Source organism: Ruania alkalisoli (assembly GCF_014960965.1).
Classification (GTDB): domain Bacteria; phylum Actinomycetota; class Actinomycetes; order Actinomycetales; family Beutenbergiaceae; genus Ruania; species Ruania alkalisoli.
Map to the genome: position 1 here is coordinate 1,730,294 of NZ_CP063169.1, position 14,205 is coordinate 1,744,498.

Sequence of the window (14,205 nt, forward strand, 5' to 3'; positions counted from 1 at the left end):
GCGTTCGGCAGAGAGGACACGCGATGGAGGGGCTGTTCCCGAGCGTCAAGGGGTGGGCCAACGGCTACGACCAGGACGAGGTCGAGGAGTTCTTCGCCGATGCCCGGGCCGCCTACGAGGGCGCGGAGAGTGCAGCGATGTCGGCCGAGGACGTGCGCCGGGTGGCCTTCGACCTCGTGCGTGGAGGATACGAACCAGCCGCAGTCGATGCAGCCCTGGACCGGCTCGAGGGGGCGTTCGTGCAGCGGGCACGCGCCGACTTCATCGCCGTCCACGGTCAGGAAGCCTGGATGGAACAGGTAGCCGAACGTGCGACGACGCTCTACCCACGTCTCGTCCGGCCCGCGGGTGAACGATTCGCACCGCCAGAGCGGGGCCGAGGATACGCAGCGGCCGCTGTGGATGAGTTGATGGACCGGCTCGTCCGGTACTTCGACGCCGAGCACGCGCTCAGCGCGGCCGAGTTGCGTCATGCGAGCTTTCCACGGGCCGGTCGCTCACGCGCCTATGCCGAAGGCCCGGTGGATGCCTTCCTCGACCGCGCCGTCGACGTCCTCCTGGCTGTCGAATGAGCATGCGGACCGTCACCATCCTCGGCTCGACCGGCTCCATCGGGACCCAGGCCGTCGAGGTGATCCGCGCCCGCCCTGAACTCTTCCGCGTCCGTGGCATCGCGGCCGGCGGTCGGGATCTGCCGCTGCTCGCACGTCAGGCCGTCGAGCTGGACGTGGAGCACGTCGTCGTCGCCGACGAGAGCCGGTCCAAGGAGCTCCGGGACGAACTCGCAGCCGCAGCCACCGCGGCAGGACGGACCGGACGTCTCCCGCAGATCGCCGCCGGTGCGCAGGCTGTCACCGAGCTGGCAGGCGTTCGTGTGGATGTCGTGCTCAACGGGATCACCGGCAGTATCGGCCTGCGCCCCACGCTGGCCGCGCTTCGCGCCGGGTCGACGCTCGCGTTGGCCAACAAAGAGTCGCTGATCGTGGGCGGACCACTTGTGCAGGCGGAGGCGCGACCTGGCCAGATCGTCCCTGTCGATTCCGAGCACAGCGCCATCGCGCAATGTCTGCGCGGTGGGCGTGCCGCGGAGGTGCGACGGCTGGTCCTGACCGCCAGCGGCGGACCGTTCCGCGGCCGCAGCCGGTCCGAGTTGGAGCACGTGACGCCGCAGGAGGCACTGCGTCACCCCAACTTCGCGATGGGGACGGTGATCACCACCAACTCGGCCACGCTCGTGAACAAGGGCCTCGAGGTCATCGAGGCGCACCTGCTGTTCGGGGTGTCCTTCGATGCGATCGACGTCGTGGTCCACCCCCAGCAGCAGATTCACTCGATGGTCGAGTTCCACGACGGGTCGACCATCGCTCAGCTGGGGCCGCCGCGCATGCTGGTGCCGATCGCCCTGGGCCTGTCCTGGCCGGATCGACTCGTGGATGTGGACACCCCCTGTGACTGGATGACGGCGAGCACCTGGGAGTTCGGTCCGTTGGACGAGGAGGCCTTCCCGGCGGTGCGGCTGGCACAGCACGTGGGACGTGCTGGGGGGACGTATCCGGCGGTGTACAACGCGGCGAACGAGGAGGCGGTCGCCGCCTTCCATGGTGGCGCCCTCAGGTTTACCGGCATCGTCGAGCTGGTGGCGCGAGTCGTGGAGGAGCACCGCGGTGGTCCTGCCCGGCACGTCGAGGACGTCCTTGCCGCCGATGCTTGGGCGCGTGAGCGGGCACGGGTCGCCCTGAGCGCCTGATCCGTGCGGGGACACCAGGTCCGCAACGTACCCTGAGGGCATGGACTTCTGGTGGGGCGTGCTCATCATCGCGGTCGGGTTGATCGTCTCGATCGCCCTGCACGAGATCGGGCACCTGGTGCCGGCGAAGCTGTTCAAGGTCCGCGTGACCCAGTATTTCGTCGGTTTCGGCCGGACGCTGTGGTCGACCCGTCGCGGCGGAACCGAGTACGGCGTCAAGATGCTCCCGCTCGGCGGCTACGTGCGTATGGTGGGGATGTTCGCGCCGGCGCGCGAGCAGATCAGCGAGGACGCCCGCTACGAGGCGCGACAGCGCCGGACCGGGCTGCGGGGGGCGATCACGGGCATCGTGGAGGAGACTCGGGCCGCGAGCACCGACGAGATCGCCGCGGAGATCCGCCCCGGAGACGGCCGGCTCGCGTTCTACCAGCTCACGATGCCGCGCAAGCTTGTCGTCATGGCTGGCGGACCGCTGATGAACCTGCTCATCGCCGTGGTGCTCTTCGCCGTGGTCCTCAGTGGTTTCGGCGTCCCGACTGCGAGCAACCAGCTTGCCTCGGTCTCCTCATGCGTGCTGCCCGCAGGCGAGAATCGCGAGTGCACTGACGCCGACCCGGTGGCGCCCGCCGCGCAGGCAGGCCTTCGCCCGGGGGACCGGGTGATCTCCTGGGCAGGCACGCCGATCGCCGATTGGGAGGACCTGACGGCCGCGATCGACGCCACGGGTACCCGCACGGTCGAGGTCGTGATCGAACGCGAGGGGACACAGGTGCCGCTCACGCTGACGCCCACCCTGGCCGAACGCCCGGTGATCGAGGACGGGGCGTATGTCACCGATGCCGATGGTGAGCAGCTGTTCACCGAGCAGCCGTTCGTCGGCGTCGGAGCCGGGCGGGAACTGGTGCCGCAGCCGGTCACGGCCGTGCCTGGGCACGTGTGGCAGGTCTTCACCGGCACCGTGGAGATTGTTCTCACGTTGCCTCAGCGACTCGTCTCCATCGCCCAGTCCACGCTCGGTGGGGCCGAGCGTGACCCCGGTGTGGTCGGCATCGTCGGAGTGGGGCGTCTCGGCGGCGAGGTCACCTCCACCGACCTCCTGACGACGGCGGAACGCGGTGCCGTGCTGCTGGAGATCCTCGCCTCACTCAATATGGCGCTGTTCGTGTTCAACCTCGTGCCGCTGCTCCCGCTCGACGGCGGGCACATCGCGGGGGCGCTGTTCGAGTCGGCGCGGCGCCGTCTCGCCCAGCTCACCGGCCGAGCCGACCCTGGCCCGGCGGATACAGCGAAACTCATGCCGCTCACCTACGTCGTCGTGGTTCTCCTGGCGGGTATGAGCGTCATGCTGGCGATCGCCGACATCGTGAACCCCATCCAGTTCTTCTGAGTTCACCCACCGGCACAGAGTTCTGCACGAGCTCGACAGACCGCGTGTCGTACGCCCTGTCGTCCTCGCCTGGCAGCTCCGGGGGAGCGAACCACAGTCCGTCAGTGTGATACTGGGGGAGTGAGTGTTCCGATCAGCCTGGGCATGCCCGCCGTCAAGGAAACCCCTCCGGTGCTGGCACCGCGACGCAAGACCCGCAAGATCAATGTCGGCGCGGTGGAGGTCGGCGGTGACGCACCGATCTCGGTGCAGTCGATGACCACCACCCCGACCACCGACATCAATGCCACCCTGCAGCAGATCGCAGAGCTGACGGCCTCTGGATGCGACATCGTCCGGGTCGCCGTGCCCACCGCCGACGACGCTGCGGCATTGCCGATCATCGCCAAGAAGTCGCAGATCCCGGTGATCGCCGATATCCACTTCCAGCCGAAGTACGTCTTCGCCGCGATCGACGCCGGCTGCGCCGCGGTCCGGGTCAACCCGGGCAACATCCGCAAGTTCGATGACCAGGTCGCGGAGATCGCGAAGGCCGCCTCGGATGCGGGAGTCTCGTTGCGAATTGGCGTCAACGCCGGCTCGCTCGACAAGCGCCTACTCGCCAAGTACGGCAAGCCGACGCCCGAGGCGCTGGTCGAGTCCGCTGTCTGGGAAGCGTCGCTGTTTGAGGAGCACGACTTCCACGACTTCAAGATCTCCGTCAAGCACAACGATCCCGTCGTGATGGTGCGTGCGTACGAGCTGCTCGCCGAGCGTGGCGACTGGCCCCTGCACCTCGGGGTCACCGAGGCGGGTCCAGCGTTCCAGGGCACGATCAAGTCGGCGACTGCCTTCGGCGCGCTGCTCAGCCAGGGCATCGGGGACACGATCCGGGTCTCCCTGTCCGCCCCGCCCGTCGAGGAGGTCAAGGTCGGCCTGCAGATCTTGCAGTCGCTCAACCTGCGCGAGCGCAAGCTCGAGATCGTCTCCTGCCCCTCCTGCGGGCGGGCACAGGTAGACGTGTACACCCTCGCAGACGAGGTGACCGCAGGCCTGGAGGGTATGACGGTCCCGCTCCGCGTCGCCGTCATGGGTTGCGTGGTGAACGGGCCTGGAGAGGCACGCGAAGCCGACCTCGGCGTGGCCTCCGGAAACGGTAAGGGCCAGATCTTCGTCAAGGGTGAGGTCATCAAGACCGTGCCCGAGGACCAGATCGTGGAGACCCTCATCGCCGAGGCCACCCGGATTGCCGAGTCGATGGACAGTGCCGACTCAGACGGTAGCCCGGTCGTCACCGTCTCCTGATCGTCGTGCCCACCTGGCCCCGGCCCCGTGCAGCCCGGGGCGTCCGCGCGCGTGCCCTGCGGCCCGAGCCCGTCCCGGAACCGCTGGTCACCAGCGCGCGTAGTGCCGATGCCGGTGAGTTGCTCCGGTTCTGCCAGGCGGCCCCGGTCGATGCTGCACTGCTGGGTGAGCATGTGGAGGCGCTGCCGCGGTATGCGTTTACTCGTGACCAGTTGTTGTGCGTGCGCACGAGCGAAGGTCTGGACGGCCTGTGCTGGACTGGCGGGAATGTGGTCCCGTTCCGGGTCGCGCCTCGTGCTGCGCCCGCTCTGGCCGAGGCCGTCCGGTCAGGACGGCGCCGGTACTCCTCCATCGTCGGCCCGGCTGAGGACGTGCTCGCCTTGTGGGAGCAGTTGCGCCAGGACGGGCCCGTTCCTCGGGAGGTCCGCGAGGATCAGCCGTCGATGATGATCGATCATGACCCGCTGCTCCCGCCCGAACCGAAAGTCCGGGTGTGCACGAGTGCCGACCTGGATGTGCTCCTGCCTGCATGTGTGGCAATGTTCACCGAGGAGGTGGGGTATTCGCCGCTGCAGTCCGGGGGCAGCTATGAGCGCAGGATCCGGTCCCTCGTCGACGGTGGCCGGGCACTGGCATGGATCGAGACGACCGCGTCCGGGCCCCAGGTGATCTTCAAGGCCGAAATCGGTACCGTCGCGTTCGGTGTAGCTCAGGTACAGGGGGTGTGGGTGCACCCCGACTACCGGGGGCGCGGATTCGCCGCCACGGGCATGGCCGCCGTGGTTGCGCACACACGCGAGCGGATGGCGCCGGTGGTCTCCCTGTACGTCAACTCCTACAACACCAGGGCGCTGGCGGCGTACGACGCCGTGGGATTCCGGCGGGTGGGCACCTACGCGACCGTGCTCTTCTGAGTCTGGTCGTCATGGCAGCGGGCGCTGACGGGGCCGCCGGCGATGCGGCCGCCTCGTCAGCGCAGCAGGCGCGACATCCGCCGGTCGGCGAGTACTTTCCCCCCGGTCTGACAGGTCGCGCAGTACTGCAGCGAGGAGTCGGCGAACGAGACTTCGCGCACCACGTCGCCGCAGACCGGGCACTGGTGTCCGGTCCTGCCGTGCACGCGCATACCGGCCCGCTTGGCGTCCTTGAGCTCGGCGGCGGGTTTGCCTGCAGCCGCACCGAGGGCTTCGGCGAGCACGGACCGGATCGTCGCGTGCAGCTGCGTCACCTCCTCTGGTGTCAATGAGGTCGTCGGCGCGAACGGGCTCATCCCAGCGGCATGCAAGATCTCGTCTGAGTAGGCGTTTCCGATCCCGGCGATGATGCTCTGGTCGCGTATGACTCCTTTGAGCTGCGCGCGCCGCCGGCCCAGCAGCTCGCCGAGGACCGCCGGCGTGAACTCGTCGCTGAGCGGATCAGGGCCCAGGCTGGCCACCAGTGGTACCTCACGGGCCCGGCGGACCACATGCACAGCGAGGCGCTTGCGGGTCCCTGCTTCGGTCAGGTCGAATGCGGACCCGTCATCGAGAACGACGCGTACCGCGATCGGCGACTTGGGGGAGCGGGGCACCGTGGCGGGCGCCGTGTCCTGCCAGCGCAACCATCCTGCGCGGGCGAGATGGACGACGAGGGACAGCGGGCTCTCGTCACTGTCGGGATCAGGCCCGGCACGGGTGACGACGTCCAGCCACTTGCCGTGTCGGTCCACTCGGTCCACGGTGCGCCCTACCAGGGCCTGCGGCGGCGGATCGAAGGTTTTGAGGGCTTGGATCCCCGGGACGTGGACGGCCGCGATCGTGCGGCCGGTCAACCGTTCGGTGAGGAAGGCGGCCAGGCCGGCCACCTCAGGCATCTCAGGCATGATCCCAGTGTGGCTCGCAGCGCCCAGCCGAGCCAGGCCTACGGGCGTCCGGTACCGAACCCCTGGCGCGGGACACTAGACTCACGGCGTGCTGATGCGGATGTCGACCCTGTTCCTGCGGACCCTGCGAGAGGACCCGGCCGATGCCGAGGTCGCGAGCCACAAGCTGCTCGTGCGCGCCGGCTACATCCGGCGCGCGGCGCCGGGGATCTACTCCTGGCTGCCGCTGGGGTTGAAGGTGCTGGCGAAGATCGAGGCCGTGGTCCGCGAGGAGATGGACGCCATCGGTGCCCAGGAGGTGCATTTCCCGGCCCTGCTGCCGAAGGAACCGTATGAGGCGACGGGCCGGTGGACAGAGTATGGACCCAATCTGTTCCGCGTGAAGGACCGCAAGGACGCCGACTACCTGCTGGCCCCCACGCACGAAGAGATGTTCACCCTGCTGGTGCGGGATCTGTACTCCTCGTACAAGGATCTTCCGGCGGTGCTGTACCAGGTGCAGACTAAGTACCGGGATGAGGCCAGGCCGCGCGCGGGTCTGATCCGCGGCCGGGAGTTCATCATGAAGGACTCCTACAGCTTCGACATCGACGAGGCCGGTCTCGATGCCTCGTATGGCAAGCACCGCCGGGCCTATCAGCGCATCTTCGATCGGCTCGGCCTCGACTACGTGATCGTCGCCGCGCAGGCAGGGCCCATGGGCGGATCCCGCTCGGAGGAGTTCCTGCATCCGTGCGAGATCGGCGAGGACACCTTCGTGCGTTCGCCCGGCGGCTACGCCGCGAACGTCGAAGCCGTGGCCACCCCTGTGCCACCCGAGCAGGACGCCTCGGGTGTCCGCCCCGCGCACGTGGAGGACACGCCCGGTACCCCCACCATCGAGACCCTGGTCGCGGCGGCCAATCAGATCGCGCCCCGGCCGGAGCGCCCGTGGACGGCGGCTGACACGCTGAAGAACGTCGTGGTCGCCCTGGTCTCCCCGACGGGTCAGCGGGAGCTGCTTGTGGTGGGTCTGCCCGGAGACCGGCAGGTGGACGCCAAGCGGCTTGAGGCGGCCGTTTTCCCGGCTGAGGTGGACCAGACCACCGAGGCGGACTTCGCCGGGCACCCGGAGCTGGTACCTGGCTACATCGGCCCACAGGTGCTCGGTCCGAACGGCGCACCCCGCGACGAGGACGGCGCGGGTGCCGTGCGATACCTGCTCGACCCCCGGGTGGTGCCCGGTACGGCATGGATCACGGGGGCCAATGAGCCGGGTAAGCATGTCTTCGACCTGGTGGCTGGCCGGGACTTCACGGCTGACGGAGTGATCGACGTCGCAGAAGTCCGTGCCGGTGACGAGGCGCCCGACGGCTCCGGCCCGCTGGAACTGGCTCGCGGGATCGAGATCGGGCACATCTTCGCTCTCGGGCAGAAGTATGCCAAGGCGCTCGAGCTGTCGGTGCTCGATCAGAACGGCAAAGCGGTCACGGTGACGATGGGCTCCTACGGACTCGGGGTCACCCGGGTGCTCGCAGCGATCGCGGAATCGACCAGCGACCAGATGGGCCTGTCCTGGCCGGTCGCGGTGGCCCCGGCACACGTGCACGTGCTCGCGACCGGGAAGGACCCAGCCGTCTTCGACACCGCCGAGAGACTCGCGGACGGGCTCGACTCCATCGGGGTGGAGGTTCTCTACGACGACCGCCCCAAGGTATCCGCCGGGGTGAAGTTCGCCGACTCCGAGCTGCTCGGCCTGCCCTATGCGCTCGTGGTGGGGCGCGGACTGGCCGACGGTGTGGTCGAGGTGCGCCATCGGGCCAGCGGGGATCGCGAGGAACTCCCGCCCGAGCAGGCGGTGGCGAGGTTGCGTGAGCTGCTGACCGAGGCCGGTCTCTCGCTGCGCTGACCTGGGCTGGCCCTATCCCTGCCCTGGGAAGGCCTGAGAGGGATCCGGGGGAGCCACACGTGCTGCGGCTCGGGCGTGGTCCAGCAGGCCCATCCGGTCCGCCGGATCAGCGGCGGGGATCTGCGCCAGCCATCCGGGCACCAGGTCCGCACGCCAGGACGTCATGTCGGCCTGCAGATCTCCGACGGCGTAGCTCACCTCCCGTGGATCGTCCGAGGTGCCGTCGAGTCCGGCAGCAACCGCTATCTGCTCGGCCAGGTCCCTGTCGGAGATCGCCTGAGCGGCGGCTCGTGCCCGCGCGTCCCCCGTGCTGCGTGCCGCGATCGTCTCACCGGCGTATGCCAGCGCGTCCAACGTGCGGCACAGTCCGGCCGCAGCCTCGGTGAGGGTGGTAGGAAGTCGCGGTTCAGGGTCAGCCAGCCCGGGGTCGACATCGAGCATCTCGGCGAGTGCCGACGCCGCGGCCTCCCGCTGGAGGACGATCCCGCTCAGCAGCGCGGCGAGATCCTCGTCCACGGCCGGTAGGGCGACAGCGTCGCGGGCGGCCGCTGCCGAGTCGACGAGCGCGCTGAGCACGTCGGCCGGCCGGGTATCGCCGGGGACATCGAGACCAGGGACGGACGGGCTGGGATCGTCAGGGCGTGCAGGAGCGCGCCAGACCCCGCCGAGGGCATCGAGCTGAGCCTGAGCCGTGGTGCCGATTCCGGCCAGGAGCGCAGCGATCTCCTCGCCGGGAGCTGAGGTGGCGTCGGCCAGCTCCGCCAGCTGCGCACTGGCGATCGCGGCGTGCTGGCGTACCTGCTCAGCTGCGTCGGGGCTTGGTACTGGATCCGGAGGACCGTCGAGCCGGATCGCACAGCCACTCAGGAGGACCAGGACCGCCGTCAGCCAGAGCGTCAGCCGGCTCGTCCGTCGTCGTCGCCCGCTCGCCGGGCCAGGGATGTGTCGGTCCACGCGTTGATCGTGCCATGCCAGGCGCCTACCCTGGTCGAATCACATGACCAGAAGAACAACTGCACAAGGAGAACAGCTGATGAGCCCCTCACCCGGACCGCACGCACTCGGCGCACAGGTGCACGAGGTGCTAGCCCCGGTCGTCTCCGGCGCTGGCCTCTACCTTGAGGGCGTCAGCGTCTCCGGTGCTGCCCGGCGCCGTGTGGTGCGCGTCACGGTGGACCTGCCGGACGGACCTGGCGGTGTGACGTCGGACTCGCTCGCGGACGTCTCCCGGGCTGTCTCGCAACGGCTGGACGAGGCTGAGGACCTGCTTGCCGGGTCGTATCTGCTGGAGGTCACGACCCCCGGTGTGACGCGGCCATTGACGGAGGCGAGGCACTTCCGCCGGGCCGAGGGCCGGCTCGTGACGGTCGCCACCGAAGGACGCGAAGTGAGCGGGCGGGTGCTCGGGGCTGATGAGCACGAGCTCACGCTGGCGACTGCATCGGGTACCGTCAGCCTGCCGCTGTCGGATGTCGTCCGTGGACGCATCGACGTCGAGTTGAACCGCGCCGGCGACGGCCAGGACTGAGAGGACCGGGGCATGGATATCGACATGGCGACGCTACGGATGATCGAGCGTGAGCGCGACATCTCGCTGGACACGCTGGTGGCGGCGATCGAGCAAGCACTGCTTTCCGCCTATCACCGCACCGACGGCGCATGGACGAACGCTCGCGTAGAACTGGACCGCCGGTCCGGTCACGTCACCGTCTACGCGCGCGAAGTTCTCGAGGAGGCTCCTGCGGAGGAGGTGCAGGTCGAGGGGGAGGCGGACCATGTGACCGCGACCCCGGGACCGCGGCTGGGCCCCGAGTTCGACGACACGCCGGAGAACTTCGGGCGGATCGCGACCTCGACCGCCAGGCAGGTGATCATGCAGCGGCTTCGTGATGCCGAGGACGACCAGGTCCTGGGCCAGTTCCGCGGCAAGGAAGGCGACGTCGTCGCGGGGACCATCCAGCAGGGCCGGGACCCACGGACCGTGCTGATCGATCTGGGCGGCGTGGAGGCTGTGCTCCCGGCGCATGAGCAGGTCCCGACCGAGACGTACCGTCACGGAGAGCGGATCCGGGCGTACGTGCTGGAAGTCACGCGCGGCTTCAAGGGGCCGTCGATCACAGTCTCGCGCACCCATCCGAACCTGGTCCGCCGACTCTTTGCTCTCGAAGTCCCAGAGGTGGCCGACGGTAGCGTGGAGATCACGGCTCTCGCGCGCGAGAGCGGGCACCGCACCAAGATGGCGGTCCGCTCCACCGTGGCGGGCCTTGGCGCGAAGGGCGCATGCATCGGCCCGATGGGTCAGCGTGTGCGGGCCGTGATGGCTGAGCTGCGCGGAGAGAAGATCGACATCGTCGACCATAGCGAGGACCCGGCGACGTTCGTGGCTCATGCGCTTTCGCCGGCACGGGTCAGCAGCGTCGAGGTCGTCGACGCGGCGGCACGTTCGGCGCGCGTGGTGGTACCGGATTATCAGCTCTCGCTGGCGATCGGTAAGGAGGGCCAGAACGCGCGCCTGGCCGCCCGATTGACCGGATGGAAGATCGACATCCGGCCCGACACGCTCCCCGACGGTGCCGATGCCGGGCCCGCCGCGACCGCCGTACCGGAAACGCAGTAGTATAGTTGGCTGGTGGGTCACGGCCCCGTCCATTCGTCCGCTTGCCAGCGGCGAGGTGCGGTCCAGGCACCGGTAAGGGTTTGCGAACGTATGAATCACTCCCGAGGTCCTGTCCGCACGTGTGTCGGATGCCGAGGACGTGACTCCCGGTCTACCTTGGTTCGCCTGGTCGCAGACTCCTCCACCTCGGATCCGTCCGTTGTGGTGGATCCGAAAGCCAGTTCTCCAGGGCGGGGAGCCTGGGTGCATCCGCACCCCGACTGCCTGGACCGCGCCATCACCCGACGAGCGATCGTCCGTGCCCTCCGGATCCCGGTCCTGGCTGAGCATGGGAAAGTGGTGGAGTGGTTCGACCGATTTGTCCGCCGTGAACCGTTGATCATCGAACAAGAGAGCGGGTCAGAAGCCGATGGGCACCCGATGAGCACCCTGCGATGAGCACGCACCGCTAACGACGGTCCGACCCCTGCCTCGGGACGGACCGAGACAGGAGAGTTGTGGCAAAAGTCCGCGTTCACGAGCTCGCGAAAGAGCTCGGCGTCGACAGTAAGACCGTCCTGGCGAAGCTGAACGAGCTCGGTGAGTTCGTGAAGTCAGCATCGTCCACTATCGAACCGCCCGTTCAGCGTCGGCTGCGCGAGGCGTTCCCGGACACCGACTCCGCAGCACCCGCCAAGAAGGATGCTGCGGCTCAGCCCAAGTCGGCCGCTCCGAAGCCTCCGGCCAAGCCCGCACCGAAGGCCGAATCTGCACCGCAGGCTGAGTCTGCACCGCAGGATGAGCCGGCACCGAAGCCCGAGCCCGCGCCGGAGCCAGCCTCCGAATCGGGACCGCCGCCCGAGGCTCCGCAGAGTCCGAAGACCGCGGCGCCGACACCGGCCGAAGCGGCGGCCAAGAAGCCGGCCGCACCGAAGCCCGGGGCGCGTCCGGCTCCCAAGCCCGGTGGCACACGCCCCGGGAACAACCCGTTTGCGTCCTCGCAGGGTATGCCCCGCCCGGGTGGCCAGCGAGGCGATCGCAGCGATCGTGGTGAACGCAGCGATCGTCCCGGCCCACGCCCAGGTGGTCAGCGCTCCGGTGGCCCCGGTGCGCCTCGCCCCGGGAACAACCCGTTCGCGCCGTCGCAGGGCATGCCCCGACCCGGCGGGAGCGGTGGCCCTCGCGGTGACCGTCCTGGTGGTAGCGCCGGCCCACGTGGTGAGCGCCCAGCCCCCCGTCCGGGTGGGTCGGGTGGCCGCTCCGCTGCTCCAGCAGGACCGGGTGGGGCACGTCCGACGCCCGGGATGATGCCCGGCCGCAGTTCAGTCGGCCGTCCCGGTGCGCCCGCACGCGGTGGCGGCGGCGGCGGTGGCCGCGGTGGCCGAGGCGGACCCGGGGGTCCCGGTGGTGGCGGCGGTTTCGGTGGTCGTCCCGGTGGCGGCCCCGGATTCGGCGGACGTCCCGGTGGCGGTGGCCGCGGAGGTCGTGGCGGCACGCAGGGCGCGTTCGGTCGCGCAGGCGGGCGCCCGGTCCGGGGGCGCAAGTCCAAGCGGGCGAAGCGTCAAGAGTTCGAGCAGCAGTCGGCACCGTCCATTGGCGGTGTGCAGGTTCCTCGCGGTGATGGCCGGACGGTCATCCGGATCCGCGCCGGTGCCTCGTTGTCCGACTTCGCCGATCGAATCGACGCCAACCCGGCGAGCCTGGTGACGGTGCTCTTCCACCTCGGTGAGATGGCGACCGCCACCCAGTCCCTCGACGAGGACACGTTCAAGTCACTGGGAGCCGAGCTCGGGTACGTCATCGAGATCGTCTCGCCCGAGGACGAGGACCGCGAGCTGCTCGAGTCCTTCGACATCGACCTCGCGGCCGAAGAGGCGGCGGAGTCCGACGAGGACCTGCAGGCACGACCCCCGGTCGTCACCGTCATGGGTCACGTCGACCACGGTAAGACCCGCCTGCTGGACGCGATCCGTCGTACGGATGTCGTGGCCGGTGAGGCAGGTGGCATCACCCAGCACATCGGTGCCTACCAGGTCCACGCCGAGCACGAGGGCGACGAGCGTGCCATCACCTTCATCGACACACCCGGTCACGAGGCGTTCACCGCCATGCGTGCCCGTGGTGCCGATGTCACCGACATCGCCATCTTGGTGGTGGCGGCCGACGACGGTGTGATGCCCCAGACGATCGAGGCGCTCAACCACGCTCAGGCGGCGAACGTGCCGATCGTGGTGGCGGTCAACAAGGTGGACAAGCCGGATGCCAATCCCGCGAAGATCCGCCAGCAGTTGACCGAGTACGAGCTGATCGCCGAGGAGTACGGCGGCGAGACCATGTTCGTCGATGTCTCGGCTACCCAGGGCAACGGGATCGACAGCCTGCTCGAGGCGGTCCTGCTGACCGCGGACGCTGCGCTGGAGCTCACAGCGAACCCTGATAAGGACGCGCGCGGTGTGGCGATCGAGGCCAACCTCGACAAGGGACGAGGCGCCGTCGCCACGGTGCTGGTCCAGTCCGGCACCCTGCGTGTCGGGGATGCGATCGTTGCAGGCACCGCCCATGGGCGCGTGCGAGCGATGTTCGACGAGCACGGCAACACGGTGAAGGAGGCAGGTCCGGCCAACCCGGTGCAGGTTCTGGGTCTTACGTCCGTGCCACGCGCCGGCGACACCTTCCTCGTAGCGCCCGACGACCGCACTGCCCGGCAGATCGCGGACAAGCGGGAGGCCGCGGAGCGCGCCGCCACCCTGGCCAAGCGCCGCAAGCGGATCTCACTCGAAGAGTTCACCCAGGCGCTCGAGCAGGGCAAGGTCGACCACCTCAACCTCGTCATCAAGGGTGACGTCTCCGGTGCCGTTGAGGCACTCGAGGACGCACTTCTCAAGGTTGACGTGGGCGACGAGGTCGCGCTGCGGATCATCCACCGCGGGGTGGGTGCGATCACGCAGAACGACGTCAACCTCGCCACGGTGGACAACGCCGTCATCATCGGCTTCAACGTGCGGCCCGCTGAACGGGTCGCACAGATGGCCGATCGTGAAGGTGTCGAGATCAAGTACTACTCGGTCATCTACCAGGCGATCGACGACGTCGAGGCCGCCCTCAAGGGCATGCTCAAGCCCGAGTACGAGGAGGTCCAGCTGGGCACCGCGGAGGTCCGTCAGGTGTTCCGCTCCTCCAAGGCGGGCAACATTGCCGGTTCGATCGTGCGCTCGGGCCTGATCCGACGCAACGCGAAGGCCCGGTTGCTGCGTGACGGTGTGGTCATCTCCGACGACCTGTCCATCCAGTCCCTGCGGCGTGAGAAGGACGACGTCACCGAGGTCCGGGAAGGCTACGAGTGCGGTATCGGGCTCGGGGCCAAGGACATCCGCGAGGGTGACATCATCGAGACCTTCGAGATGCAGGAGAAGCCCCGCTCCTGACGGGTACCGGCGAGGGC

At 68.9% G+C, this 14,205-nt stretch carries 12 protein-coding genes; 10 read left to right on the forward strand and 2 right to left on the reverse strand.

The window, feature by feature from the left end; all coding sequences use genetic code 11:
- The first annotated feature begins 23 nt into the window (after positions 1-23).
- The 5 genes from IM660_RS07540 (at position 24) to IM660_RS07560 (ending at position 5,332) form a co-directional block, all read left to right on the forward strand.
- Positions 24-572 (forward strand): DivIVA domain-containing protein, encoded by a 549-nt coding sequence (locus IM660_RS07540; RefSeq protein WP_193498727.1) that lies wholly within the window; start codon positions 24-26, stop codon positions 570-572.
- Complete coding sequence (gene dxr / locus IM660_RS07545; protein WP_193498728.1) at positions 569-1,747, forward strand: 1-deoxy-D-xylulose-5-phosphate reductoisomerase; 1,179 nt, start codon at positions 569-571, stop codon at positions 1,745-1,747. Before IM660_RS07540 ends, dxr begins: the two co-directional genes overlap by 4 nt.
- A gap of 40 nt (positions 1,748-1,787) precedes the next feature.
- A complete protein-coding gene (locus IM660_RS07550; RefSeq protein ID WP_193498729.1) occupies positions 1,788-3,134 on the forward strand; it encodes a M50 family metallopeptidase in 1,347 nt (448 codons plus the stop codon).
- Between the two features lie 144 nt (positions 3,135-3,278).
- On the forward strand, positions 3,279-4,418 hold the full coding sequence (ispG, locus tag IM660_RS07555; RefSeq protein ID WP_193499285.1) for a flavodoxin-dependent (E)-4-hydroxy-3-methylbut-2-enyl-diphosphate synthase: 1,140 nt from the start codon (positions 3,279-3,281) through the stop codon (positions 4,416-4,418).
- 5 nt (positions 4,419-4,423) lie between these two features.
- Positions 4,424-5,332, forward strand: coding sequence for a GNAT family N-acetyltransferase (locus tag IM660_RS07560; RefSeq protein ID WP_246465197.1), 909 nt, complete (start codon positions 4,424-4,426; stop codon positions 5,330-5,332).
- Between the two features lie 56 nt (positions 5,333-5,388).
- Here the strand turns inward: IM660_RS07560 and IM660_RS07565 are convergent, their stop codons facing one another.
- Positions 5,389-6,279: an Fpg/Nei family DNA glycosylase gene (locus IM660_RS07565; protein ID WP_193498730.1), complete on the reverse strand. Its 891-nt coding sequence runs from the start codon at positions 6,277-6,279 to the stop codon at positions 5,389-5,391.
- 88 nt (positions 6,280-6,367) lie between these two features.
- Here IM660_RS07565 and IM660_RS07570 point away from each other — a divergent pair, with 88 nt between their 5' ends.
- Positions 6,368-8,167: a proline--tRNA ligase gene (locus IM660_RS07570; protein ID WP_193498731.1), complete on the forward strand. Its 1,800-nt coding sequence runs from the start codon at positions 6,368-6,370 to the stop codon at positions 8,165-8,167.
- A gap of 12 nt (positions 8,168-8,179) precedes the next feature.
- Here the strand turns inward: IM660_RS07570 and IM660_RS07575 are convergent, their stop codons facing one another.
- The gene (locus IM660_RS07575) at positions 8,180-9,121 is read right to left on the reverse strand and encodes a hypothetical protein (protein WP_193498732.1); all 942 of its coding nucleotides are present in this window, start codon (positions 9,119-9,121) and stop codon (positions 8,180-8,182) included.
- Positions 9,122-9,200: 79 nt separating this feature from the next.
- On the opposite strand from IM660_RS07575, the gene IM660_RS07580 reads away from it, so the two are divergent.
- From IM660_RS07580 to infB, 4 genes are all read left to right on the forward strand, one after another.
- Positions 9,201-9,695 carry a ribosome maturation factor RimP gene (locus IM660_RS07580; RefSeq protein WP_193498733.1) on the forward strand — a complete coding sequence of 165 codons (495 nt, stop codon included), beginning with the start codon at positions 9,201-9,203 and terminating at the stop codon, positions 9,693-9,695.
- 12 nt (positions 9,696-9,707) lie between these two features.
- Positions 9,708-10,784: a transcription termination factor NusA gene (gene nusA, locus IM660_RS07585; RefSeq protein WP_193498734.1), complete on the forward strand. Its 1,077-nt coding sequence runs from the start codon at positions 9,708-9,710 to the stop codon at positions 10,782-10,784.
- 90 nt (positions 10,785-10,874) lie between these two features.
- Complete coding sequence (locus tag IM660_RS07590; RefSeq protein WP_193498735.1) at positions 10,875-11,222, forward strand: YlxR family protein; 348 nt, start codon at positions 10,875-10,877, stop codon at positions 11,220-11,222.
- A 59-nt stretch (positions 11,223-11,281) separates the two neighbouring features.
- A complete protein-coding gene (infB, locus tag IM660_RS07595) occupies positions 11,282-14,188 on the forward strand; it encodes a translation initiation factor IF-2 (protein WP_193498736.1) in 2,907 nt (968 codons plus the stop codon).
- Positions 14,189-14,205: the final 17 nt, after the last annotated feature.